Origin of the sequence: Streptomyces sp. NPDC050439 (assembly GCF_040655335.1) — a bacterium.
In the GTDB taxonomy this organism is placed as follows: domain Bacteria; phylum Actinomycetota; class Actinomycetes; order Streptomycetales; family Streptomycetaceae; genus Streptomyces.
Genome location: NZ_JBFAJT010000003.1, coordinates 733064 through 757504 on the forward strand (window position 1 = coordinate 733064; position 24441 = coordinate 757504).

At 69.6% G+C, this 24441-nt stretch carries 24 protein-coding genes; 12 read left to right on the plus strand and 12 right to left on the minus strand.

Annotated elements, in window-relative coordinates; genetic code table 11:
• Positions 1-12 precede the first annotated feature (12 nt).
• Genes AB0I66_RS16355 through AB0I66_RS16370 form a run of 4 tightly spaced genes read left to right on the plus strand, consistent with a single transcriptional unit; the run spans position 13 to position 1995 of the window.
• Positions 13-657 carry a bifunctional 4-hydroxy-2-oxoglutarate aldolase/2-dehydro-3-deoxy-phosphogluconate aldolase gene (locus tag AB0I66_RS16355; protein WP_363208492.1) on the plus strand — a complete coding sequence of 215 codons (645 nt, stop codon included), beginning with the start codon at positions 13-15 and terminating at the stop codon, positions 655-657.
• On the plus strand, positions 654-836 hold the full coding sequence (locus AB0I66_RS16360) for a hypothetical protein (RefSeq protein ID WP_363208493.1): 183 nt from the start codon (positions 654-656) through the stop codon (positions 834-836). The genes AB0I66_RS16355 and AB0I66_RS16360 overlap by 4 nt, the downstream gene beginning before the upstream one ends.
• Entirely contained in the window at positions 833-1015 is a 183-nt protein-coding gene (locus AB0I66_RS16365) for a hypothetical protein (protein WP_363208494.1), read from the plus strand. Before AB0I66_RS16360 ends, AB0I66_RS16365 begins: the two co-directional genes overlap by 4 nt.
• Positions 1012-1995, plus strand: coding sequence for a sugar kinase (locus AB0I66_RS16370; RefSeq protein WP_363208495.1), 984 nt, complete (start codon positions 1012-1014; stop codon positions 1993-1995). The genes AB0I66_RS16365 and AB0I66_RS16370 overlap by 4 nt, the downstream gene beginning before the upstream one ends.
• Positions 1996-2025: 30 nt before the next feature.
• Here AB0I66_RS16370 and AB0I66_RS16375 read toward each other — a convergent pair whose 3' ends face one another.
• The 4 genes from AB0I66_RS16375 to AB0I66_RS16390 form a co-directional block, all read right to left on the minus strand.
• Positions 2026-2250 (minus strand): zinc ribbon domain-containing protein, encoded by a 225-nt coding sequence (locus tag AB0I66_RS16375; RefSeq protein WP_363208496.1) that lies wholly within the window; start codon positions 2248-2250, stop codon positions 2026-2028.
• 34 nt (positions 2251-2284) lie between these two features.
• Entirely contained in the window at positions 2285-3028 is a 744-nt protein-coding gene (locus AB0I66_RS16380) for an HAD family hydrolase (RefSeq protein ID WP_363208705.1), read from the minus strand.
• 77 nt (positions 3029-3105) lie between these two features.
• Complete coding sequence (locus AB0I66_RS16385) at positions 3106-5628, minus strand: phosphoribosyltransferase (protein ID WP_363208497.1); 2523 nt, start codon at positions 5626-5628, stop codon at positions 3106-3108.
• A 53-nt stretch (positions 5629-5681) separates the two neighbouring features.
• Positions 5682-6848, minus strand: coding sequence for an HpcH/HpaI aldolase/citrate lyase family protein (locus AB0I66_RS16390; RefSeq protein WP_363208498.1), 1167 nt, complete (start codon positions 6846-6848; stop codon positions 5682-5684).
• A gap of 181 nt (positions 6849-7029) precedes the next feature.
• Between AB0I66_RS16390 and AB0I66_RS16395 the strand changes: the two genes are divergently transcribed.
• Positions 7030-7902 carry a TerD family protein gene (locus AB0I66_RS16395; RefSeq protein ID WP_363208499.1) on the plus strand — a complete coding sequence of 291 codons (873 nt, stop codon included), beginning with the start codon at positions 7030-7032 and terminating at the stop codon, positions 7900-7902.
• A 59-nt stretch (positions 7903-7961) separates the two neighbouring features.
• Here AB0I66_RS16395 and AB0I66_RS16400 read toward each other — a convergent pair whose 3' ends face one another.
• The 6 genes from AB0I66_RS16400 to AB0I66_RS16425 all read right to left on the minus strand — a co-directional run bounded on the left by AB0I66_RS16400 (position 7962) and on the right by AB0I66_RS16425 (position 12615).
• Entirely contained in the window at positions 7962-8705 is a 744-nt protein-coding gene (locus AB0I66_RS16400; RefSeq protein ID WP_363208500.1) for a Tellurium resistance, read from the minus strand.
• A gap of 148 nt (positions 8706-8853) precedes the next feature.
• Positions 8854-10002: a DUF475 domain-containing protein gene (locus tag AB0I66_RS16405; RefSeq protein ID WP_363208501.1), complete on the minus strand. Its 1149-nt coding sequence runs from the start codon at positions 10000-10002 to the stop codon at positions 8854-8856.
• 64 nt (positions 10003-10066) lie between these two features.
• Positions 10067-10642: a TerD family protein gene (locus tag AB0I66_RS16410; RefSeq protein WP_190081128.1), complete on the minus strand. Its 576-nt coding sequence runs from the start codon at positions 10640-10642 to the stop codon at positions 10067-10069.
• 152 nt (positions 10643-10794) lie between these two features.
• Positions 10795-11370 carry a TerD family protein gene (locus AB0I66_RS16415; RefSeq protein ID WP_361827689.1) on the minus strand — a complete coding sequence of 192 codons (576 nt, stop codon included), beginning with the start codon at positions 11368-11370 and terminating at the stop codon, positions 10795-10797.
• A gap of 140 nt (positions 11371-11510) precedes the next feature.
• Positions 11511-11978 (minus strand): peroxiredoxin, encoded by a 468-nt coding sequence (locus AB0I66_RS16420; protein ID WP_363208502.1) that lies wholly within the window; start codon positions 11976-11978, stop codon positions 11511-11513.
• Between the two features lie 199 nt (positions 11979-12177).
• Positions 12178-12615 carry a DUF3052 domain-containing protein gene (locus tag AB0I66_RS16425; RefSeq protein WP_361189495.1) on the minus strand — a complete coding sequence of 146 codons (438 nt, stop codon included), beginning with the start codon at positions 12613-12615 and terminating at the stop codon, positions 12178-12180.
• Positions 12616-13028: 413 nt separating this feature from the next.
• Here AB0I66_RS16425 and aceE point away from each other — a divergent pair, with 413 nt between their 5' ends.
• Together aceE and AB0I66_RS16435 are read left to right on the plus strand one after the other, a co-directional pair.
• The gene (gene aceE, locus AB0I66_RS16430) at positions 13029-15761 is read left to right on the plus strand and encodes a pyruvate dehydrogenase (acetyl-transferring), homodimeric type (protein WP_363208503.1); all 2733 of its coding nucleotides are present in this window, start codon (positions 13029-13031) and stop codon (positions 15759-15761) included.
• Positions 15762-15871: 110 nt separating this feature from the next.
• Positions 15872-16723 carry a potassium channel family protein gene (locus AB0I66_RS16435; protein WP_363208504.1) on the plus strand — a complete coding sequence of 284 codons (852 nt, stop codon included), beginning with the start codon at positions 15872-15874 and terminating at the stop codon, positions 16721-16723.
• Here the strand turns inward: AB0I66_RS16435 and AB0I66_RS16440 are convergent.
• Positions 16704-17120 carry a peptidase inhibitor family I36 protein gene (locus tag AB0I66_RS16440; protein WP_363208706.1) on the minus strand — a complete coding sequence of 139 codons (417 nt, stop codon included), beginning with the start codon at positions 17118-17120 and terminating at the stop codon, positions 16704-16706. The two genes, AB0I66_RS16435 and AB0I66_RS16440, sit on opposite strands and share 20 nt — an antisense overlap.
• 222 nt (positions 17121-17342) lie before the next feature.
• Positions 17343-18953, minus strand: coding sequence for an MFS transporter (locus tag AB0I66_RS16445; protein WP_363208505.1), 1611 nt, complete (start codon positions 18951-18953; stop codon positions 17343-17345).
• Positions 18954-19156: 203 nt separating this feature from the next.
• Here AB0I66_RS16445 and AB0I66_RS16450 point away from each other — a divergent pair, with 203 nt between their 5' ends.
• From AB0I66_RS16450 to AB0I66_RS16470, 5 genes are all read left to right on the plus strand, one after another.
• On the plus strand, positions 19157-19774 hold the full coding sequence (locus AB0I66_RS16450) for a TetR family transcriptional regulator (RefSeq protein ID WP_363208707.1): 618 nt from the start codon (positions 19157-19159) through the stop codon (positions 19772-19774).
• A gap of 244 nt (positions 19775-20018) precedes the next feature.
• Positions 20019-21230 (plus strand): alpha/beta hydrolase, encoded by a 1212-nt coding sequence (locus AB0I66_RS16455; protein ID WP_363208506.1) that lies wholly within the window; start codon positions 20019-20021, stop codon positions 21228-21230.
• 66 nt (positions 21231-21296) lie between these two features.
• Entirely contained in the window at positions 21297-22178 is an 882-nt protein-coding gene (locus AB0I66_RS16460) for a DUF4429 domain-containing protein (RefSeq protein WP_363208708.1), read from the plus strand.
• Positions 22179-22365: 187 nt separating this feature from the next.
• The gene (locus tag AB0I66_RS16465; protein WP_363208507.1) at positions 22366-23730 is read left to right on the plus strand and encodes a histidine kinase; all 1365 of its coding nucleotides are present in this window, start codon (positions 22366-22368) and stop codon (positions 23728-23730) included.
• Positions 23727-24398: a response regulator transcription factor gene (locus AB0I66_RS16470; protein WP_363208508.1), complete on the plus strand. Its 672-nt coding sequence runs from the start codon at positions 23727-23729 to the stop codon at positions 24396-24398. The genes AB0I66_RS16465 and AB0I66_RS16470 overlap by 4 nt, the downstream gene beginning before the upstream one ends.
• The last annotated feature ends 43 nt before the right edge of the window (positions 24399-24441 follow it).

The window sequence follows — 24441 nt, forward strand, 5'->3', positions numbered from 1 at the left end:
GAGCCTTGGGGCATGTCGGACCTCACCACTGCCTTCAGTTCAGCCCTGCGGACCCGGCGCCTGGTCGCCATCGTGCGCGGCACCGACGCGGAAGCCTCCTTCCGTACGGTCATGGCGCTCGTCGAGTCTGGTGTGCCGCTCGTCGAGGTCTCCCTCAGCGGCGCGGACACGCTGGGCGTCCTGCGGCGGGCGCGCGCCGAACTGGGCGGCGAGGCCTGGCTCGGTGCGGGCACGGTCCTCACCGCGGACGACGCACGGCGCGCCGCGGACGCGGGGGCGAACCTCGTCGTGACGCCGGGGCTCGGAGCCGGGGTGGACGAGGCCCTGCGGCGTGAACTGCCCGTGGCGGCAGGAGTCCTGACCCCCACCGACGTGATCGCGGCGAGCGCAGCCGGCGCCACCGCGCTGAAGATCTTCCCCGCATCGGCGATGGGCGGCCCCGCCTACCTCAAGGCGCTGCGAGCCCCCTTCCCCGACCTCCCCTTCGTACCGGTGGGCGGCGTGGACGCTGCTGCCGCCGAGGAGTATCTGGCGCTCGGCGCGGTCGCGGTCGGCGTCGGCTCCCCGCTGATCGGAGACGCGGCGGACGGCGGCGACCTGGACGCGCTGCGCAAGCGCGCGGCTCAGTTCGTGGCGGTCACGGGGGTCGGCCGATGAGCGCCACGACTCACGGGAGCGCCACTGACGTCCTCACCCTCGGCGAAAGCATGGTCGCAGCCATCGGCCTCGCGCAGCTGGGCCACACCGCACGGTGGACGGGCGCGGACGGCGGCGACCTGGACGCGCTGCGCAAGCGCGCGGCGGAGTTCGTGGCGGTCACGGGGGTCGGCCGATGAGTGCCATGACCCACGCGAGCGCCGCCGACGTCCTCACCCTCGGCGAGAGCATGGTCGCAGCCATCGGCCTCGCCCAGCTGGGCCACACCGCACGGTGGACGGGCGCGGACGGCGGCGACCTGACCGCGCTGCCCAAGCGCGCGGCTCGGTTCGTGGCGGTCACGGAGGCCGGCCGATGAGCGCCATGACCCACGAGAGCGCCGCCGACGTCCTCACCCTCGGCGAGAGCATGGTCGCCCTGCGCGGCAGCGGCCCGCTGAAACTGGGCGGCTCGATGGACGTGTCCGTCGCGGGCGCCGAGTCGAACGTGGCCATCGGCCTCGCCCGGCTTGGGCACACGGCGCGGTGGGCGGGCGCGGTCGGCGACGACGAGGCGGGCGAGCTGGTGCTGCGCACGCTGCGGGCCGAAGGCGTCGACGTCAGCGCCGCCACCCGTGATCCGGACGCGCCCACGGGCCTGATCCTCTTCGAGCCCCGGCTGCCGGAGGTGACCCGCGTGCACTACTACCGCGCGGGCTCGGCCGGTTCACGTCTCGCGGCGACGGCGGTCGAGGCCGCCTTCGCCGCCTCGGGCTCGCCCCGTGTCCTGCACCTCACCGGCATCACCCCGGCCCTCGGCCCGTCCGCGCGCGACGCGTGCCGCCGCGCCCTCGAACTGGCCCGGGAGCACGGCACGACGGTCTGCCTCGACGTCAACTTCCGCTCGCGGCTGTGGAGCGCGGAGGAGTCCGCCGCGGTCATGCGCACCTGGATGCCGTACGTGGATGTCCTCATCGCGTCGGACGACGAACTGCCGCTGTGCGTACCGGAGACGAAGGCCGCCGGTGAGGCCTCCGCCCTGGCCGGGGAGCTCCTCGCGCAGGGCGTCCGCGAGGTCGTCGTCAAGCTCGGCGCCGACGGGGCCACCACGTACGACGCCGCCGGGGAGCTGTACGCTCCGGCGCGCCCGGTGCGGGCGGTGGACGCCGTGGGCGCGGGGGACGCGTTCGTCGCCGGATATCTGTCGGCGCTGCTCGACGGGGAGGACCTGGCGGGGCGCCTCGACCGGGCCGTGACCACGGGCGCCTTCGCCGTGGCGTCGCACGGCGACTGGGAAGGGGCGCCCACGCGTGCGGAGCTCGGGCTGCTGGGCGCCGGGCCCGGAACCGTGGTGCGCTAGCGCCCTCCCGCAGGCGTGCGCACCGGCCTGCTAGCCGCAGCAGCCTCCGCCACAGCAGCCGCCTCCGCCGCCACCGCCGCCGCCCGGGGCGGGAGCGGACGCCGAGGTCGAGCCCCCGACGGCCACGGTGGACAGCAGCTTCACCGTGTCCTCGTGCCCGGCGGGGCAGGCCGCGGGGTCGGCGGACTCGGCCATCGGGCGGCTCAGCTCAAAGGTGTCGCCACAGGAACGGCAGCGGTACTCGTATCGGGGCATGGGCCAAGGCTAGCGGCAGCGGCCCCACCGGTGGTCAGCCGTCGGCAGGATCTTGGCCGAGGAACCGCCGCAGGATCTCCTCCCCCGCGGCGACGCCGCGTTCCGGCAGCACGGTGAGCCCCGGCGCCGTCCAGCCCTTGTCCGCGAGCTCGCCGTGCCCCGGACGCCAGGAACGGTCGGCGGCGAGCAGCAGATCGGCGTCGAGGAGCGAGTCACCGGCGGCGAGGATCTCGTCCGCGCCGATACGGCGGGCCACCTCGCGCACCGCCGCGCTCTTGGTCAGCGGCTTCGGCACGGCGTAGATCTTGCGGCCCTGCAGCGAGACGGTCCAGCCGCGCTCCTCCGCCCACACGGCGAGCTCCTTGACCCATTCCTTCGGCAGCAGGGAGCGCTCGACGACCAGATAGGCGAAGAGGTCCTCGGCCACCCGCTCCTTCAGGAGCCAGGCCGGGTCGGCGGTGCGCACCATGTGCGCGCGGACCTCGTCGAGCGAGGCGCACTCGGCGGCGAGCCGCCGGTCCACGTCCGCCCGCCACGCGGGGTCGGTCACCCCGTCCACCAGCAGGTGTCCGCCGTTGGCGCAGATCGCGAACTCCGGTGCGGGGCCCGGCAGATGGATGCGCCCGTACTGCTCGCGCGTGCGCGTGGTGGTCGGCACGAAGACCGTGCGGCGGCCCACCTCGTCGAGGAGAGCGGCGGCGGTCTCGGTGACGTACGACAGCGGCTTGCTCTCGTACACCTCGACGCAGAGCAGGCGCGGCGCCCGGGCGTCGGGCATGGTCAGGCCGAGGGCCGCGGCCGAGTAGATGAGGGTGCGGTCGAGGTCACTGGCGACCAGGACCTTGGGAGACGTACTCACTTGGAGGACACCGCCTTGCCGTCCGTGCCGGTGGCCCCGCGCGTGAACTGAGGGTGGATCAGCCCGACGCAGGTGTAGGGGAGTTCGTCCACTTCCTCGACCGGCACGCCACGGTGCTCCGCGAGGAGTCGTACGTGATCGAGGTCGGCCCCCGCTCCCGCGCGCGCCAGGATCTTCCAGGGGACGCGTCGCAGCAGAACGCGGGTCGTCTCGCCGACGCCGGGCTTGACGAGGTTCACGTCGTGGATGCCGTACTCCTCGCTGATCCGCTCCACGGCGGCCCAGCCCTCCCAGGTCGGCGCCCTGTCGGCCGAGAGCAGCTCCTTGACCTGGGCGTCGACGGCGTCGGCCACCTCGTCGAAGCGGGCCGTGATGGCATCCAGGAAGTCGAGGGAGACGTCACCGTCGGCGAGTTCGCGGTAGAACTTCGCGCCGTGGAAGTCGTCGGGTCCGACGAGGTCCGCGCGCAGGACGGTGCGCGATATCAGGCCGGAGACCGTCGAGTTGAGGCAGGCCGAGGGGATGAGGAAGTCCTCGCGGGTGCCGTAGGTGCGGACGCAGGAGCCGGGGTCGGCGAGCACCGCGATCTCCGGGTTGAAGCCGGCCGGACCACCGTCCTCCTCGAACTCCCTTACCGCGTCGGCGAGTTCACGCGTGATCGCACCCTTGCCCGTCCAGCCGTCGACGAATACGACGTCGGCGGTGTCGTGGTGGGCGGCGAGCCACCGCAGCGCGTTGGCGTCGATGCCGCGGCCACGGACGATCGACACGGCGTAGTGCGGCAGGTCGAGGCCGTGCCGGTGCTGTGCCCAGCGCCGCATCAGTACACCGACGGGCGTGCCCGCGCGGGCGAGCGACACGAGCACGGGGCGGGGCGACCGCTCGGCGAGCACGGTCTCGGTGACGGTGCCGACGGCCTGCGCGATGCGGGCGGCGGAGGTGCCGAGCGCGGCGCGGAACAGCTCTTGGTACTGCGGGCTCGGCTGATACTCGACCGGCAGCGACTCGGCGTAGTGCGCGCCACCGCTCTGTATCGCCTCCTCGCGCTCCTCGGTGGGCGCCTCGAGACGTACGTCCGAGAGGTCTTGGAGCAGCCAGCCGACGTCTTCGGCCGCGTACGAGGAGAAGGCGGGGCCACGGAGGGGCTCGGGCAGCATGGAGGGCCTTTCGGGGACGTGCTCAGGGGTCTGCTCGGGGACGTACGAGGGCACGACGGCGAGCAGTACCTGCGGTGCGTGTGCGGCGAGTTGCGCCAACAGGCCGTCGGGAGCGTGGAGTTCGGGCCGGTCGCCCACGGAGTCGACGACGAGGACGATCGCGTCGAAGCCGCCGCCCGCGACGTTGTACGCGTACCGGTCGCCCGGTCCGTCGGCGGGAGCGTCGTGGGCGGGGAAGACGAGGCGGCTGCGTATCGCGTAGCCGGGGTCGTCGACGGCGAGGACGGGCGAGCGGGTGGTGGTGGAGTACCGCACCTCCGCGCTCCCGGCGGGCAGCCGCTCCTCAAGGGCGACGCCCAGGGCCAGTGGCGCGTACATCAGCTCCTCGAAGCCGAGCACGAGGACCCGGGCGGAAACGCGGGCGGGAACGCGGGCGGGACCCGCGGCGACCCCCGGGCCGGCTGCCGGAATCAGCGCCTCCGCGAGCCGGTCGGCCATCCCCGGCAGCGCCGCCTCAAGTGCCGTCCGGTGCTCGGGGGTGAACCCGTGGCGCCCGCCGTCCGGCACCCCCGCGGGCCAGCCGATGTCGACCCGGGTGACCGAGCCGCCCTCCTTGCGCGGGGCGGGGAGCGCCGAGGCCTCGTACTCCTCGACCAGTGCCTGGCCCTTCTCCAGGACGCCGTCCGGCAGGCTCACGGTGCCGGACGCCGTGGTGATCAGGTCGACCCGCGCGCCGATCTCCCGGGCGAAGTCAGCCAGGCGGCCCTGGTCCTGCGGGGAGCGCATGTCGACGAGGGCCACGATGACGTACCGCTCGCGCGGGTACAGCTCGTGCAGGGCGCGGATGGTGTTCAGGACCGTGTTGCCGGTGGAGAACTCGTCGTCGACGAGCACCAGCGGGCCCTCCCTGGTGAGCAGCCGGGGGTCCTCGGGGAGCAGCAGGTGCGAGGTCGCGTGCGAATGGGACTCCTCGAAGCCGCCCGCCCGGCGCACGGAGTCGACGGGGCGGCGCGTGGAGTGCAGGTAGGGCGCGAGGCCGATGCCGTCCGCGACGCAGTGGCCGAGGCCGGTCGCCGTCTCCGCGTACCCGAGCACGACCGCGCGCCGGGCCTCCGCGTCGCCCAGGAGCGCGCGCACCCGGACACCGAGGTCGCGCCCGGCCGCGTACACGACGGACGGCAACTGCGGCACATGCTTGCCGAGGACGTTGGACACCAGGAGGTGCGCCCGCTTCGGGTTGCGGCGCAGGGCGAGGCCGAGCAGGTCGCTCAGCCCCGCGTCGCCGGCCAATTCCACACCGAGCCGCTCGGCGACCCACGTCCCTGACCACACCGTCGCCGGCTCCACCACGTCGTCGTTCACAGTCCTCGCACAGTCCTTACGTTCAGCCGGATCAATCGGGGAGGTCCCGGCGGTCACCCGGAGAGCCCGGCGGTGAGCAGCTCCACGAAGCCGATGTCCTCGCGGGCGACGCCGAAGACCTCGGCGCGTTGGAGGGTCCGCTCGGCCCAGGCGCGGTGCGGCTTCACCTCGTTCATCTTGTTCGTGTACGCCGAGCGCATGACCCCGCCGCCGTCCCGCTCCGGGCGCAGGATGTCCTCGGCGTCGCTGAACTCCTCGTGGCTGACGACGGAGAGCGCGTGCACGGGCAGCACGTGCGAGGGGTGGATGCAGGTCTTGCCGAGCAGGCCGTTGGCCCGGTCGAGTTCGATCTCGCGCAGCAGCCCGTCGATGTCGTGCTCGATGAGCGCCTGACGCAGTTCTTCCGCCCGTCCCTCCAGGAAGGGGCTGCGGCGCAGCTGTGGCTTGAACATGCGCTCCTGGGCGCGGAAGTACTCCCACACGGGGCCGGTCACGGTGAAGCCGGTGCCGTCGGCCCTGCCGAGGTGGTTGACGACGTCGGCGATGACGGAGGCCACGATGTGGACGTCGTACGCGGTCATGTGCGGCGGTCTGCGCAGGCCGTACGCCGAGCAGAAGTCGGTGACGCCGAGGCGCAGCGCGAGCACTCGCTCGCGGTACTTGTCGACGGTGCGGGCGATCCCGGCGAGGGTCTCCGAGCGGCTCTCCAGATGCAGCAGCTCGGCCGATTCGAGGACGGGCATCGCGAAGAGCCGGCGGCCGGTGGCGGCCTCCGCCGCGGCGAGCGACTCCAGGAAGGCGACGCCACGCTCCTCGGTGAACTTCGGCAGCACGAATCCGGAGAGGAGCCGGATGCCGGGTCCCAGGCGGGCCGCCAGGTCGGCTATCTGTTCGGGGGCCCGGACCCGGATGAACAGCAGCGGCGGCTCCGCGCCAGCACGCTCGGCCAGGTCGGCGAACTGCCTGACCAGGTTCTCCTCGGCGCCGATGACCTCCGCGTCATCGATCGAGTCCTCGAGGCAGAGGACCATCGAGATCACGCCACGTCCCGCCTGCTTCAGGATGTCGTCGGCGAGGCGGGGGCGCGTGGCCGGGCTGTAGAGCGTGGCTCCCAGGGCGGCGGCGAGCAGGCGCGGGGAGGAGTCCGCGGTGAAGGCGCACGGCTCCCGATGGAAGAGACGCTGTCGCACCTCTGGGGCTATATGCCCGAAATGACGCATGATTTCCCCTGTACTCGTCGGCGCGACCCGACGTGATGTGGCCGGTAATAGTACGTAGGGACGGGTGTCAAGGGTTCCCCACAGGCATGAAATTCAAGTAACTCGGCCATGACAGACACACAGGCCACACACCGTCACCCCCGCGTTGTCCCGTTCAAACCCGGGAAGGCAGGATGACCGCATGACGCACGCGATGTTGAAGGGGTCGAACGTCCCGCTCGAAGCCATGGCCGTCCGCGCCGTGCTGCGCTGGACCCCCGGGCAGGGCGTCCCGGACGTCGACGCGTCGGCTCTGCTGCTCGGTGCCGACGGCCGCGTCCGGTCCGACGAGGACTTCGTCTTCTACAACCAGCCACGTCACCCGTCCGGAAAAGTCTGGCGGCTCGGCAAAAAGCGCGTCTCCCAGGGCCTCTCCGAGGGCCTGACCGACACGATCCAGACGGATATGGCGGGCCTGGATCCGGCGGTGAGCCGAGTCCTGCTCGTCGCGTCCGCCGAGAACACCGCCTTCGAGAACGTACGGGCGCTGCGCATTCTGCTGTACGACGCGGGCGCGTCCGAGGCCGAACCGCTCGCCTACTTCGACATCACCCCGCAGACGGGCGCCGAGACGGCCCTGATCTGCGGTGAGCTCTACCGCCGCGGCGACGTCTGGAAGTTCCGCGCCCTGGGCGAGGGATACCTGAACGGCCTGGAGGGTCTGGCCGGCGACTTCGGCATCTCCGTGGACGAGTCCGAGGCGGTGCCCGAGCCGACGACCGAGGCCTCGCTCCCGCAGCCGTATCCCCAGCGCCAGCCGCTGCCCGCGCCCGCCACGCAGGCTCCGCCTCCGCAGCCCTTCCCCGCCCCGGCCCCGCAGCCCTCGTACGGCTACCCGCCCGAGCCGCCGCGCCACCAGCCCGCCCCGCAGCCGTCCTACGGCTACCCGCAGCACGCTCCCGTGCACGCGGCGCCGGTCCCGCAGCCCTCGTACGGCTATCCGCAGCCCGTGGCCCCGATGCCCGACCCGAACTTCCGGCTGCCGCCGCAGGGGCCGCAGTTCCTCGCACGCTGAGTGCGCGGGGCGGGCCGGGCGCTCCGGGCAGGCGGGGCGCGCTCGGCCCGTGCGGCGCTTCAGGCGCCGCCGACCTTCGTCTTGTAGCCGCGGCCCCACTGCAGCCCCCAGCCGTACAGCCGGTCGAGCTCGGCCTGGAAGCCGTACACGAACTTCACCTCGCGGCGCACGACCAGCTCGTCCTTGACGTTCTCCAGCGTGAATATCGCGCAGGAGCGGGCCTGCGGCTGGCGCTCGTCCAGGTCGATCTCGATCCGCGGGCCGTTGCTGGGGTAGAGCGTCACCTTCGCGTGCGTGCGGTCGAAGGCGGGCGTCTGGTCGTAGATGTACGCGAAGAAGAGCAGCCGCTTGATCGACTCACGGTGGTCCAGGTTCACGTAGATCGTCTCGCCTGACGGCGAACCGAACCGGTCGTCGCCGCTGAGCTTCACGTACGGCGGCGCGTTCAGGTCCCCGAAGAAGCTGCCCAGCGGCTGCACGACACCCTTGGCGCCGTCCACCGTCTCGTACAGACAGCCGAGGTCGAGGTCGACGTTGACCACGCCCTGGGTGTGCGCCTGCACCACGTCGGGCTGGAACATCCGGAAGGGGTGCCGCAGCAGGCCGCCGCCCTTGGGCTTGCCGATGATGTCGGACGTACGCATCTGCCAGGAGAGGTTGACCCGGAGATTGCCGGTGGCCGCGCCCTGTTTGTTGAGCGAGACCGTCGGGTGCCGCTTCGTGAGTTCGATGGAGTTCGTCGCCGCGCTGCCCGACTCGTAGTCCATCGAGCGCCCACGCCACAAACCGTCCCAGAAGGACATCGCCGCCCCCAAAAAAGTGCCGGAGCCCCATGGGCCCCTTACGAATGCGACGGGGCGGCCAGGAGGACTCGTCCTCGATGGCCGCCCCGCTCAGAAGCGTTCCTCACTCGGCCCCGCGTCACACTCCGGGGACGGGTCGGACCCCGCGTCAGACGCCGGAAGGAACCTCGGTCTTCTCGTCCGAGCCCGAGCCCTTGCCCTCCTCGGCCGCGATGCGCTTGTTGCGCATGACGGAGGAGATGAAGGACCAGGCGATCAGGACGACGCCGACGAGGCCGGTGATGACCTCGTGGATCTCGTACTGGATCGTGATGAGCAGGATCGCGGCGAGGGCGCCGATCGCGTAGTGCGCGCCGTGCTCCAGGTAGACGTAGTCGTCGAGGGTGCCCTGGCGGACCAGGTAGACGGTGAGCGAACGGACGTACATCGCGCCGATGCCCAGGCCGAGCGCCATCAGGACGATGTCGTTGGTGATGGCGAAGGCGCCGATGACGCCGTCGAAGGAGAACGACGCGTCCAGGACCTCGAGGTAGAGGAACATGAAGAACGCGGCCTTGCCGGCCATGACGACGGCAGGGACCTTCTTGCCGCTCTTCCTGGCCTCTTCCTCCTCCTCGTGCTCGCGCTCCTCCTCTTCCTCGAGTTTGTTCTCGAAGAATCCGGAGAGCCCGCCCACGATGAGATAGGTGATGAGTCCGGCGACGCCGGAGAGCAGCACCGTCTCCGCCTTGTCCACATGTGTGCCGCCGTGCTGGTGGGCGTTGGTGGCGACGGTCATCGCGGCGACCATGAGGACGATGAGCGCGATGCAGGCCGACAGCATGTCGATCTTGCCGAGCTTGGCCAGCGGGCGCTCGAGCCAGCCGAGCCACTTGATGTCACGGTCCTCGAAAATGAAGTCGAGGAAGATCATCAACAGGAACATGCCACCGAACGCGGCGATCGACGGGTGAGCGTCGGTCACCAGCTGCTGGTACTGGTCCTTGTCGTTGAGCGCGAGACGCACAGCCTCGATCGGGCCGATCTTGGCACTGATGGCCACGATCGCGACGGGGAAAACGAGCCGCATGCCGAAGACGGCGATCAGCACACCGATGGTGAGGAAGATCTTCTGCCAGAAGGCACTCATCTTCTTCAGGATTCCGGCGTTGACCACCGCGTTGTCGAAGGACAGCGAGATCTCGAGGATGGACAGGATCGCCACGATCCCGAAACCTGTCCACCCCCCGTAGAACACCGCCGCGACCAGGCCGAGCGCGGTAACCGCGAACGACCAGCCGAAGGTTTTCAGAAGCACTGGCTACCCAATCGTGTGTGTACGGGCTCCCGATTAGCGGTCTCCCCCGCGCCGGTCCCCGGCTTTACGAAACATTGACCCCGAAGTCTAGAGCGATGCCCCGCAGACCCGACGCGTACCCCTGCCCAACGGCACGGAACTTCCACTCCCCGCCATAGCGGTACACCTCGCCGAAGATCATCGCGGTCTCCGTGGAGGCGTCCTCGGAGAGGTCGTAACGCGCCAGCTCCTGGTGGTCGGCTTGGTTGACCACGCGGATGAAAGCGTTGCTGACCTGGCCGAACGTCTGGCCGCGATTGTCCGCCTCATGGATCGAGACGGGGAAGACGATCTTGTCGCAGTTGGCCGGAACCTTGGAGAGGTCGATCAGGAGCGACTCGTCGTCACCGTCACCCTCACCCGTGAGGTTGTCGCCGGTGTGTTCGACGGAGCCGTCCGGGCTCTTCAGGTTGTTGTAGAAGACGAACCACTCGTCGCCGATGACCCGGCCCGAGTTGCACATCAGCGCGCTGGCGTCGAGGTCGAAGGGTGCGCCGGTGGTGGAGCGCGCGTCCCAGCCGAGGCCGATCAGGACCTGCGTGAGGTTCGGTGCGGCCTTGGAGAGGGAGACGTTGCCTCCCTTGGCGAGCGTGACGCCCATGATGTGGTCCTCCCCGTGGTTCGAGATCAAGAATTCCCCGGTCCCCCGTGGTGCGGTGCGGGGGCAGTGCCCGGGAGCAGGAGTTTTGAGCGCGTCCGGCGCCGCACTCGTGGTGTGCGGCGCCGGACGACAGGCGGAGGGCGTTACTCGGCTCAGACGTTGACGCCGAAGTCCTGCGCGATGCCGCGCAGGCCCGAGGCGTAGCCCTGGCCGACGGCGCGGAACTTCCACTCCGCTCCGTTGCGGTACAGCTCGCCGAAGACCATCGCGGTCTCCGTCGAGGCGTCCTCGGAGAGGTCGTACCGCGCGATCTCCGCGCCGCCCGCCTGGTTCACGACGCGGATGAACGCGTTGCGGACCTGGCCGAACGACTGCTGGCGGGTCTCGGCGTCGTAGATCGAGACCGGGAAGACGATCTTGTCCACGTCGGCCGGGACAGCGGCCAGGTCGACCTTGATCGCCTCGTCGTCGCCCTCGCCCTCACCGGTGGTGTTGTCACCGGTGTGCTCGACGGACCCGTCCGGGCTCTTCAGGTTGTTGAAGAACACGAAGTTGCCGTCGCTGCTGACCTTGCCCTCGGCATTCGTCAGGATGGCGCTGGCGTCGAGGTCGAAGTCCGTACCGGTGGTGGTGCGGACATCCCAGCCCAGGCCGACCAGAACCGCGGTCAGGCCGGGGGCCTCCTTGCTCAGCGATACGTTGCCGCCCTTGCTGAGGCTGACTCCCACAAATCCTCCCAAATAGATGTCCAGGGGCGGGGAGCCCCAGTCATGCTCTGCCATCGGATCAACGAGTGGATCCTAGTGACCGGTTCCCGGCCGCCACAGGCTCTGCACCTGAAGAATCACAGGGTGTCACCCCTGAGGAATCACAGGGTGCCGAGCGCCTTGACGTAGTCGTTCAGGTCGCGGGCGTCCGGCAGGCCGTTCACGACAGTCCAGCGCACCACGCCCTCCTTGTCGATGATGAACGTGCCGCGCACCGCGCAGCCCTTGTCCTCGTCGAAGACCCCGTAGGCGCGCGAGGCCTCGCCGTGCGGCCAGAAATCGGAGAGCAGCGGGTACTCCAGGCCCTCCTGTTCGGCGAAGACACGCAGGGTGTGGATGGAGTCGTTCGAGACGGCGAGGAGCTGGGTGTCGTCGTTGACGAACTTCGGCAGCTCGTCGCGCAGCGCGCAGAGCTCGCCCGTGCACACACCGGTGAACGCGAATGGATAGAAGAGCAGCACCACGTTCTTCTCGCCGCGGAAGTCCGACAGCCGCACGGTCCGGCCGTGATTGTCCTTCAGCTCGAAGTCCGGGGCCTTGGTGTCGGTCGCGATGCCGGCGAGGGCCATGAGTTCGCATCCCTTCGGTGGGGCTGTTCGGGTGATGACCACCCTACGCAACGGACGTTTCGTCCGATCACCCCGCAGGGCGGGCGCTTTCCCGCGCGCCGCTCGCGCCCCACACGCACGCGTGAGCCCCCACCGGCTTGCGTCGGTGGGGGCTCACGGCGATTGGCTCAGTCGACTTCCTGCTGCCTGAGCGGCAGCTTCACCGCTTCTTGGCTGCCGCCTTCGGCGTGACCAGACGGCTGCCCGTCCAGTCCTTGCCCGCGTTGATGCTCTTGGTCTGAGCGAGGCCGGCGGTCTGGGCTGCTTCGTTGATGTCGCTCGGCTCGACATAGCCGTCACGGCCTGTCTTGGGCGTCATCAGCCAGAGGTCGCCGCCTTCTTCGATCAGCTGGGTGGCGTCCACCAGCGCATCCGTCAGGTCGCCGTCGTCCTCGCGGAACCACAGCACCACGGCGTCAGCAGTGTCGTCGTAGTCCTCGTCGACGAGCTCACTGCCGATCACCCCTTCAATGGCCTCGCGGAGCTCCTGATCGACATCGTCGTCGTAGCCGATCTCCTGGACCACCTGCTCGGGCTGGAAACCCAGCCTCGCGGCAGGGTTGGTCCGCTCCTCCGCGTGGTCCGCGGTCGCGCTCACGGCTTGCCTCCTGATCATGTTTTCGGGAATGCCTTCATCCACGCGCGTGCGCGGGACATTGGCGGTAGTCCACACGGGCGGACCGGATCGCGCAAGTACCCGGCCGTCAAGACCGCTGAAACGGTGACGTTCCCGGCCGTGTCGCCGCAACTCAAGGCCCACCTGCCAGATCCTGCTCCGCTCGCACTTCGCTCGTACGACACCGATCGGAACTGAGGTCCGAACGGTCTTACGAACCGGCTAGGCGGGATGGGCGTATCGTTGCGATTTGGTCGAGCCTACCCCAGGGCCGCCGGGCGGACCCGTCGGTTACCCCTCAGTAGAGATGACGATTGCGTCTACGCGGTACACGATGGGGAACGTCTCACAGCCAGGCAGAACCCAGGCGAAAGCCCCAACAGCGAAGGAACAGCGTGGCTTCCGGATCCGATCGCAACCCGATCATCATTGGCGGCCTGCCGAGTCAGGTCCCGGACTTCGATCCCGAAGAGACCCAGGAGTGGCTCGACTCCCTCGATGCCGCGGTCGACGAACGCGGCCGCGAGCGGGCCCGCTACCTGATGCTCCGGCTCATCGAACGCGCGCGCGAGAAGCGCGTGGCCGTGCCCGAGATGCGCAGCACGGACTACATCAACACGATCGCCACCAAGGACGAGCCGTTCTTCCCCGGCAACGAGGAGATCGAGCGCAAGGTCCTGAACGCGACCCGCTGGAACGCCGCGGTGATGGTCTCCCGCGCCCAGCGTCCCGGCATCGGGGTCGGCGGCCACATCGCCACCTTCGCTTCCTCGGCCTCGCTCTACGACGTGGGCTTCAACCACTTCTTCCGCGGCAAGGACGAGGGCGACGGCGGCGACCAGATCTTCTTCCAGGGGCACGCGTCCCCCGGCATCTACGCCCGCGCGTTCCTCCTCGACCGGCTGTCCGAGCAGCAGCTCGACGCGTTCCGCCAGGAGAAGTCGAAGGCTCCGAACGGGCTTTCGTCCTACCCGCACCCGCGTCTGATGCCGGACTTCTGGGAGTTCCCGACCGTCTCGATGGGCCTCGGCCCGCTCGGCGCGATCTTCCAGGCGCGGATGAACCGCTACATGGAGGCGCGCGGCATCGCCGACACCTCCAAGTCGCACGTCTGGGCCTATCTCGGCGACGGCGAGATGGACGAGCCCGAGTCGCTCGGCCAGCTCTCCATCGCCGCCCGCGAGGGCCTGGACAACCTGACCTTCGTCGTCAACTGCAACCTCCAGCGCCTCGACGGCCCGGTGCGCGGTAACGGCAAGATCATCCAGGAACTGGAGTCGCAGTTCCGCGGCGCCGGCTGGAACGTCATCAAGCTGGTCTGGGACCGCAGCTGGGACCCGCTGCTCGCCCAGGACCGCGACGGCGTCCTGGTCAACCGGCTCAACACCACGCCCGACGGCCAGTTCCAGACGTACGCGACCGAGACCGGCTCGTACATCCGTGAGCACTTCTTCGGCGACGACCACCGCCTGCGCTCCATGGTCGAGAACATGACCGACGAGCAGATCCTGCACCTGGGCCGCGGCGGCCACGACCACAAGAAGGTCTACGCGGCGTACGCGGCCGCCAAGGCCCACAAGGGCCAGCCGACCGTCATCCTGGCGCAGACGGTCAAGGGCTGGACGCTCGGCCCGAACTTCGAGGGCCGCAACGCCACGCACCAGATGAAGAAGCTGACGGTCGACGACCTCAAGGGCTTCCGCGACCGCCTGCACATCCCGATCACGGACAAGCAGCTGGAGGGCGGCGCCCCGCCGTACTACCACCCGGGCCGTGACTCGGAAGAGATCCAGTACATGCACGACCGCCGCCAGGGCCTAGGCGGTTACGTCCCGACCCGCGTGGTCCGCTCGAAGCCCCTCCCGCTTCCCGAGGACAAGACGTACGCGACCGCGAAGAAGGGTTCGGGTCAGCAGTCGATCGCCACGACCATGGCGTTCGTCCGCATCCTGAAGGACCTCATGCGGGACAAGGAGATCGGCAAGCGCTTCGTGCTGATCGCCCCCGACGAGTACCGCACCTTCGGTATGGACGCCTTCTTCCCGAGCGCGAAGATCTACAACCCGCTCGGCCAGCAGTACGAGGCCGTCGACCGCGAGCTGCTCCTCGCCTACAAGGAGTCCCCGACCGGCCAGATGCTGCACGACGGCATCTCCGAGGCCGGCTGCACGGCCTCGCTGATCGCCGCGGGCTCGGCCTACGCCACCCACGGCGAGCCGCTGATCCCCGTGTACGTCTTCTACTCGATGTTCGGTTTCCAGCGCACCGGCGACCAGTTCTGGCAGATGGCCGACCAGCTGGCCCGCGGCTTCGTCCTCGGCGCCACCGCCGGCCGTACGACGCTGACCGGCGAGGGCCTCCAGCACGCGGACGGCCACTCGCAGCTGCTCGCCTCGACCAACCCGGGCTGCGTCGCCTACGACCCGGCCTTCGGCTACGAGATCGCGCACATCGTCAAGGACGGCCTGCGCCGGATGTACGGCCCCGACAGCGAGGACGTCTTCTACTACCTCACCGTCTACAACGAGCCGATCCAGCACCCGGCCGAGCCCGCCGATGTGGACGTCGACGGCATCCTCAAGGGCATCTACCGCTTCAAGGCGGGCGAGCAGGGCGCCATCCCGGCGCAGATCCTCGCCTCCGGTGTCGCGGTGCCGTGGGCGGTCGAGGCCCAGCAGATCCTCGCTTCGGAGTGGAACGTCAAGGCGGACGTCTGGTCGGCGACCTCCTGGAACGAACTGCGCCGCGAGGCGGTCGACGTGGAGCGCCACAACTTCCTGCACCCCGAGGAGGAGCAGCGCACCCCGTACGTGACCCAGAAGCTGTCCGGCGCCGAGGGCCCGTTCGTGGCCGTCTCCGACTGGATGCGGAGCGTCCCCGACCAGATCTCCCGCTGGGTCCCCGGCACCTACCAGTCCCTGGGCGCCGACGGCTTCGGCTTCGCGGACACCCGCGGTGCGGCCCGCCGCTTCTTCCACATCGACGCGCAGTCGATCGTGGTCGGCGTGCTCACCGAGCTGGCCCGCGAGGGCAAGCTCGACCGCTCCGTACTGAAGCAGGCCATCGACCGCTACCAGCTGCTCGACGTCACGGCGGCCGACCCGGGCGCTGCCGGAGGCGACGCCTAGGCCTTGCAGTGGCTGCCGCGTGGTCGCGCGGCGCCTGTAGCACGTAGGACGTTCGGAGGGCGGTGGGGCGATGGCTCCCGCCGCCCTCCGGCGTTTCCTACGATGCGCGCATGGAAGCGCCCGAAAAGCACCGGCCGGCACAGCTCCGTTGGGAGCGACGCACCCAGACTCCGCTCCTCGTGCTCGCGGTGGCCTTCGCCGTCGCCTACGCCGTGCCCATCGTGGTGCCCGACGCGAGCAAGAGCGTCGGAACCACCTGCACGGTGGTGGAGTGGATCGTCTGGGCTTCTTTCGCCGTCGACTATCTCGTACGCCTCTATCTCACCGACCACCGCAAGCAGTTCGTCCGCTCGCACTGGCTCGACCTCGGTGCTGTCCTCCTTCCGATGCTGCAGCCGCTGCGGTTGCTGCGGCTGGTCTCGACTCTGCTGCTGGTCGGGCGCCGGGCCCGGATGGCGTCGCAGATCCAGCTGACGACCTATGTCGCCGGGGCTGTGGTGGGCCTCCTCATGTTCGGTTCGCTGGCCGTTCTCTCGGTGGAGCGGGAGTCACCGAACGGCAACATCAAGACCCTTGGTGACGCGGTGTGGTGGTCCTTCACCACGATGACCACCGTCGGCTACGGCGATCACGCGCCGACGACCGGGCTCGGCCGCATCCTCGCGGTCGGCCTGATGCTGTCGGGCATCGCGCTTCTGGGTGTGGTGACCGCCAACATCGCGGCCTGGTTCATCTCGCGCTTCGACCGGGACGACGTCGAGGAGCGGCGCCAGACGGCGGCGATCGAGGCGCTGACGACGGAGGTGCGGGCGCTGCGGGCGCAGGTGACGGCTCTGTCGGCCGGGGCGACGGAGCCTGGCACGGCGGGTGCAGGGGCGGGTGCAGGTACGGGGGCGGGTACGGGTGTCGCTCCGGTCGAGGGTGCTCCTCAGGTGCCTCCGGTCAGGTCTCCCAGACCTTGAACGCCCGTACGCGATAGGGCGATTCGGGGACCCAGGTGCCACCCCCGGGATATGTGTCGAACTCGCCCGTCTCGCCGCACTCCGCGGATTGATATGTGGTGACCGGCCGACCCGTGCGGTTGGCGATGGCTTGAGCGCTGCCCCCCTCCGGCAGCGCTACACAGCTCTCGATGTCGATCTCGGACAGCTCGTACGTCTGTCGGGCCCCTTTGAACTTCGCCTTGCCCCATAGGCAGAGCTCCCCCGGCCCGCATCCGGCGAGCGTGGGTGGCGCGGCGGCCCCCGCATGCTTCGCGGGTGTCGCGAGGTCGGCCTGTGTGGTCGGTGCCGTGGCTCCGGCGTGTGCGGGGGTGAGGATCACTGTGGCGAGCGCGGCCACGGCGAAGGTCGTGGGCATGGTCGTACGCATCTGCATCAACTCCCGTGTCGTGTGGATCACTTGCTGGATCACTTGCCAGAACTGTGACCCACTCGCTAGCTCCGTCGGAAGGGGTACGGATGTGCGTCACCCAGATAGGCGAAAGCCCCCCAGTTGGACCCTGAGGGGCTTTCCCTGATGCGTGCTTGATACGAGCCCTGACGGGTGCTCGCCGCTGTATACCGCCGGATGTGAGAGCGGCTAGATGTGCCCGACTCCGGCGCCCGCGTCGGCGTTGGCGCCTCGCTTGGTCGCCGTGGCGACCAGGGCCGCGACGACCGCGACGACACCGGCGACGGTGAAGGCCAGGCCCATGCCGGACACGAACGTGTCGTGCGCGACCGAGGTGATCGCCTCGGCGACCGGCTCCGGCGCCTTCGGCGGGACCGGGGCCCCGCCCATCTCGATGGCGGCGGACGCCTGGTCGAGCTGGTCCGGGGTCATGGGCGGAAGCTTGGCGTCCGCCCAGTTCGAGGGAAGGTCCTCGTCGACCCGGGCAGCCATCACCGCACCCAGCACCGCCGTGCCGAGCGCACCGCCGACCTGCATGCCGGCCTGCTGGAGGCCCCCCGCCACACCGGACAGCTCCAGCGGGGCGTTGCCGACGATGACCTCGGTGGCTCCCACCATCACGGGCGCGAGGCCGAGGCCGAGCAGGCCGAGCCAGAGCGACATCGGCAGCGTCGCCGTGTCCGTCGTCATCGTGGACATGCCGAACATCGCGATGGCCGTGGCCACCATGCCGCCGACGAGCGGGACGCGCGGGCCGAACTTGGTGATGAGCGCACCGGCGATCGGCGAGGCCACGATCATCATGGCCGTCAGCGGCAGGAGGTGCAGACCGCTGTCGACCGGGCTCATCCCATGCACGTTCTGCAGGTAGAACGTGACGAAGAACAGGCCGCCCATGAAGGCGAACGCCATCAGGACCATGAGCACCACGCCCGCGGACAGCGGGATGGACTTGAACATGCCCAGCGGGATGAGCGGTTCCTTGACCTTCGTCTCCCAGAAGGCGAAGAGCACGAAGAGAACAACGGCACCCGCGAGGAAGAGCAGCGTCGTGCTTCCGCCCCAGCCCCACTCCGAGCCCTTGATGAGGGCCAGGATCAGCGCGAACATGCCGCCCGACAGCAGGACGATGCCGGGGATGTCGAAGGACTTCGGCGCGTTCTCCGCGCGGTGGTCCTTGAGGATCACCAGGCCGAGGACGAGCGCGATGACGCCGACCGGCACGTTGATGAAGAACACCGACTGCCAGCTGACGTGCTCGACGAGCAGTCCGCCGACGATGGGGCCGCCCGCGGTCGAGGCGCCGATGACCATGCCCCAGATGCCGATCGCCATGTTCAGCTTCTCGGCGGGGAAGGTGGCGCGCAGCAGGCCGAGCGCGGCCGGCATGAGCAGCGCTCCGAAGAGGCCCTGGAGCACACGGAAGGCGACGACCAGGCCGACGCTGCCGGAGAACCCGATGGCGCCCGAGGCCACGGCGAAGCCCGCCACGCCTATCAGGAAGGTCTGCCGGTGGCCGAACCGGTCACCGAGCTTTCCGGCGGTGATCAGCGCGACGGCCAGCGCGAGGAGGTAGCCGTTGGTGATCCACTGGACGCCGGCCATCGAGGTGCCGAGGTCCTTGGCGATGGCCGGGTTGGCGATCGCCACGATGGTGCCGTCCAGGGCGACCATCATCACGCCGATCGCGACGGAGAAGAGCGTCAGCCAAGGGTGGCCGCGGAGCCCCTTGGCCGGGGCCGGAGCGGACGACGGCTCCGGCTCCTTGTCCGCCTTGTCGACGGTGATCTGACTAGTCATGCGTTCGAGGCTAGTGTCAGCCGCTGACAGTTGACAAACCAATTCACAAGTCGGTAACTGTCACGTAGCTCACAGGTAAGGTGAGCTGGTCAGAACGGTGGAAAGAGGGCCATGGCGTGAGGACCGAGCAGCGAGCGGCGGACCCCGCGAAACCACGTGCCGAGACCTCCGGGGACATCTCCGTCGAGCCCTCTCGACCTGGCCTGCGCGAGCGCAAGAAGCAGCGCACCCGTGACGCGCTCCTGCGCGCCGCGCTGGAGCTCTTCACGACCAAGGGGTTCGAGGAGACGACGGTCGACGAGATCGCCGAGGCGGTCGACGTCTCCCAGCGCACTTTCTTCCGGTACTTCGCCAACAAGCAGGAGACCGCCTTCGCCGTACAGGAGATGGTGGAACGGCGGTTCGTGGACACGCTGCGCGAACGCCCTGCCGACGAAACACCGTTCGTGGCGCTTCGCGGTGCCGTCCTCGGAGCCTGGGACGCGATGGGCCGGTCCATCGAAGAGGTCGTCCCGGTCGAACTCCATATGCGGACCTACCAGATGATCGAATCCACCCCTTCCCTGCTCGCCGCCCACCTGCGCCGCTCCATCGAGATGGAGGAGGAGATCGCATGCGTGATCGCCGAACGCGAGGGGCTCGACCTGGACAAGGACCCCCGACCGCGCGTGGTGGTGGCCGCTTTCAGCGGTGTGATGCGGGTGACCGGGCGACTGTGGGGCGCGGGCGAGGATTCGAGCGTGGAATCGATCCGCGCGATCACCGAGACATATCTCGACCACCTGGGACCCGCGTTGACGGAAAACTGGCGCTCGGAGTGACGCAGCGCGCCCTCCGCGGAGGGTCACCCGCTGGACCGACCCGTCGAACAAATCAACACGTTCCGTAATTGATTGATGCACCGTCAGTAGCGGCACACCCGGGCGCGCAGCGCACACATTCCACCTACGGAGTGTGACGAAAGCGCCCAAAGTGCGCCCGCTATGCCTCAATTACCCCAGAGGAAACGTGATCTGCCTCACCCGGTGCACGGTAGGCATCACGATTCTCCTAGGGTGTTCCGTAGTGACTTCCTTCGACTCCTCCCCTCAACTCAACGCCTGGCGCGCACTGCTTGCGCTCGCCGTCGTGTTCGTCATGCTCGCGACCACGGGCTGGACTGCGGTACGCCACCACAAGGACGCCGCATCGCCGCTCGCGGCCTCGCTCTCCGCCTGGGAGCGCGGGCACATCGGTGGACGGGCCCTGCCCGACGCCGGTGCGCCGGCCGGCAAGCTCGCCCACTTCTTCGCGTCGCTCAACGCGCAACAGCGCACCCGCCTCGCCACCCGCTATCCCCTTGCGGTCGGCAACATGAACGGTGCCCCCGTAGAGCTGCGATATCGCGCGAACCACATCGCCCTGGGGCAAGCGCGCAAGACCGAGCGACAGCGCATGCACGACAACCGGCTCTCCCTTCTCGGGCAGCAGGAGGCGGAGCGCAGAATGAAGCGCTTCGGCGTGATGATGCGCCCGGGTCGGCAGGTGCTGTCCTTCGACCCCATGGGGACGGGGCGCATCGCCGAGGTTTTCGGCGACCTCGACCGGGCCTCCAGAGTGTCGGTCGTGGTGCCGGGCGTGGACACGAACGTACTGACCTTCGAGCGGACGAACCGCAAGTACTCGGCCCCCGTCGGCATGGCCAAGGCCCTGTACGGCGCGGAGCACTCGGCGAGCCCACGCGCGCGTACCGCCGTGATCGCCTGGGCCGACTACACCGCGCCCGTCGGCCTCGGTGTGGACGCCGCCACGTCCATGCGCGCGGATGACGGCGCGATTCGACTGAACTCCCTGGTCCGTAGCCTGCCGGGGCACTCGCCCGTCGCGCTGTACTGCCACAGCTACGGCTCGGTGGTGTGCGGGGTGGCCGCACGGCAGCTGCCCTCGCGCGTTTCCGACATCGCGGTCGCGGGCAGTCCCGGCATGCGCGCGGACACGGCGACACAGCTGGGCACAGGAGCCCGGATCTGGGCCACAAGGGACGGCGACGACTGGATCCAGGATGTGCCAAACATGGAGGTCGGCGGGCTCGGCCACGGTGCCGACCCCGTCTCCCGGGACTTCGGCGCACGCGTGCTGTCCGCACGCGGCGCGATCGGCCACACCGGCTATTTCGAGCCGGGCACGGAGAGCCTCAAAAACTTCGCCGACATCGGCATCGGTTCATACCGCTCGGTGCAGTGTGCGAGCGGGGATGACACCTGCCGGAAGGAATTTTCCGGCGCGACAGTGGCCTGACGCGCGTAGAAATCGACAAAACAGCGGCACGCCGCAGGAGGGACGGAGGCGCGCGTGCCGCCTACGATGAGCCGCATGGGTGACGTACTGGCCGGATTTCATGCCGCCTGGGAGTTCGAGTCCGACTCCGTGCTCATCCGCTTCGAACGGGGGATCCGCACGCCGAAGCTCCTTCAGGCGCTCGGCGAACGCCGCATCCCCCACGAGGCGATCGCGGCGGTGACACTGACTCCTGGCAAGCGCGGGACGGTCGTCCTGCACGCCGTGCCGAGACCGGGGGCCGATCCGCTGATGGAGGCGGCCGCGGGCCAGCTCAAGGACGGCTGCGACCCGTATCGACTCGTGCTGCCCGCCGAGCGGGAGACGCTCGCCGAGTACTACGCGGACGAGCTGCGGGCCCAGCTCTCGGAGGGCGACTGCGGGCCCCCGGACCGCTACCTGGTGGCCGCGCCGGAGACTCCGCTGCAGTTCAAGGCGTACGACGGGAAGGCGTCCTTCGACGGCAAGTCGGTGGCCTTCCGGTGGTTCTGGACGGGCGCTTCGTCCGCGAAATGGAAAGCCGGCGACCAGAGCTTCCTGGTCACGGACCTGAGCGGCGTCGAGTGGCGCTCCCCCGAGGTCTTCGAGGGCCATCTGCGGCTGCTGCGCCGAGAGACGCCGGTCGCTCAGCCCGCGCAGGCGGACCAGGATCCGGCAGCCGTCGTTTTCGGCCTCGGGTACGGGCCGGTGCACGAGTCGCTGCCGTTCGCGGCATCGGTGCTCGCCGCGGTGCGGTCGTCGGGCCCGGCCCTGACACCCGGCACGGTCCCCGTCAACGCTCCGGTGGCCCGTCGCGACCCGGCGGACATCGCGGAGCGCATCCGGCACCTCGGTGAGCTGCACCAGTCCGGCCTGCTCACGGACGAGGAATTCACCATGAAGAAGGCCGAGCTGCTGGCGGAACTGTGACCTGGCGGAACTGCGACCTGGCCGAGCTGTCGTTCGATGGGTTGCCGACCGGCGGGGCCGCGGGGGTCCCGGCCCGGGGTCATACCTGGGTATCGCGGCGAGCCCGGTTCGTACCTGGGTATGAGGTGCAGGTCAGCTCCGCGGTACGACGGCACGGGGCGTGCTTCTTGCCTACGCTGATCAGGCCATGAGCAGCGCATCGACACCACCTGACCAGGACCCCCGCCCACCGGCCACCGAGCCGGACGGGCCCCGGGGCGCTTCTCGGCGTGCGGCCGCCGGCGTCCGCGAAGGGCTCGGCAGGGCAGGGGCCTTCCTCTCGACGCCCGCGGGGCGGGCGGAACCGCTCCTCGCGCAGGCACCCAAGCGCTGGGTGCGCCTGCTCCCCTTGATCACCGCGCTGGCATTCGTCGCGGTGCTCATCCCGGTCACCACCCAGGTGCTGACGAACGACTACGGGGTGGGCGGCGGCCTTGCGGGCGCCTTGGGGGTGGCCCAGGCCGCACCGCTGCTGCTGGCGGTCAGCCGGCCGTTGGCCGCCTGGTGCATCATCATCGCCGCGGACATCCTCGGGGCGATCGTGACGCTGTCCTTGGGCAACGACCGCCCCGCCCCATGGACGCCCATGATCATCGTGGGTTACGTGGTCGTGTGTCTCCTGCTGTCCCTGCGCGAGAGCCGCCGCACCCTCTTGGGGATCTGGCTGGTCACCGTCGTGGTGAGCCTCGTCCTCGGGGCGTTCCGCGACGACGGCAGCCAGGACACCGGCGTGCTCCTGATCGTGCTGAGCGGCGTCGCCCTGCTGCTCGGCGCGCTGCTGCGCGAGCGCCGCGACGCACAGCGCAGACTCGTCGAGCAGGAGACGATCAGTGAGGCCGAGCGCGCCCAGCGCACGCTCCTGGAAGAACGAGCCCGCATCGCCCGGGAGTTGCACGACGTCGTCGCCCACCACATGTCAGTGATCACGGTGCAGGCCGATTCCGCGCCCTACCGCCTCAACGGCCTCCCGGCCGCGGCGCGCGAGGAGTTCGGGAGCATCGCGGCGAGCGCCCGGGAATCGCTCACCGAGATGCGGCGGTTGCTCGCCGTGCTGCGCAGCGAGGACACACCTGGCGAGCGGTCCCCGCAGCCGGGGCTCAGCCGACTGCCGCATCTCGTGGAGGCCACGGTGCGGGCCGGCATACCGATCGACCTGTCGCGCCCTGAGCTGTCGGTGCTCACCGAGCTGGCCGACGTCACCCCGGCCGTCGACCTGTCCGCCTACCGCATCGTCCAGGAAGCCCTGTCGAACGTGATGCGGCACGCGCCGGGAGCCCGCACCACCATCACCGTGACCCTGGACGAAGAGCACCTGCTGATCCTCGTGGTCAACGGCCCGCCCACCGAGGCACCCGACTCGTTGGAGCACAGCGGCACAGGTCACGGACTCGTGGGCATGCGCGAACGCGTACGGTTGGTCGGCGGCACGGTCGACGCCGGGCCGCTGCCCGACGGCGGATTCCGTGTGGCGGCCCAACTCCCACTCATCGAGAAGGAATCCGGCACCGCATGACCATCCGCGTGATCATCGTCGATGACCAGAACATGGTGCGGGCCGGCTTCGCCGCACTCCTTTCGGCCCAGAGCGACATCGACGTCGTGGGCCAGGCACCGAACGGCAAGGTAGGTGTCGACGTCAGCCGCAACACTCACCCCGACGTCGTCCTGATGGATGTCCGGATGCCGGAGATGGACGGACTCAACGCGGCACGCGCCCTGTTGGACCCGCCTCCCGGCGTGGTGCACGTGCCGAAGGTGCTGATGCTCACCACCTTCGACGTGGACGACTACGTGTACGAGGCACTGCGGGCCGGGGCCTCGGGATTCCTCCTCAAGGACGCCCCGCCCGCCGATCTGATCTCGGCGGTGCGTGTGGTGGCGGCGGGCGATGCGCTGCTCGCGCCTTCTGTGACCCGTCGTCTGATCACGGACTTCGCCAAACAGCGCCCGCGCACCAACCAGTCGCTGAGGCTGAACGGTCTGACGGCACGTGAGACCGAGGTATTGGTGCTGATCGCGCGCGGTCTGTCCAACCAGGAGATCGCCGAGCGCCTGGTCCTCGCCGAGCAGACCGTGAAGACCCATATCGGCAAGGTGCTGTCCAAGTTGGACCTGCGGGACCGCGCACAGGCCGTGATCTTCGCCTATGAGTCAGGGCTGGTCTCCCCCGGAGCGCAGTAGAGCCCTCTCCCCATACCTCGGTATGAGCTGCACCTACCCCGGT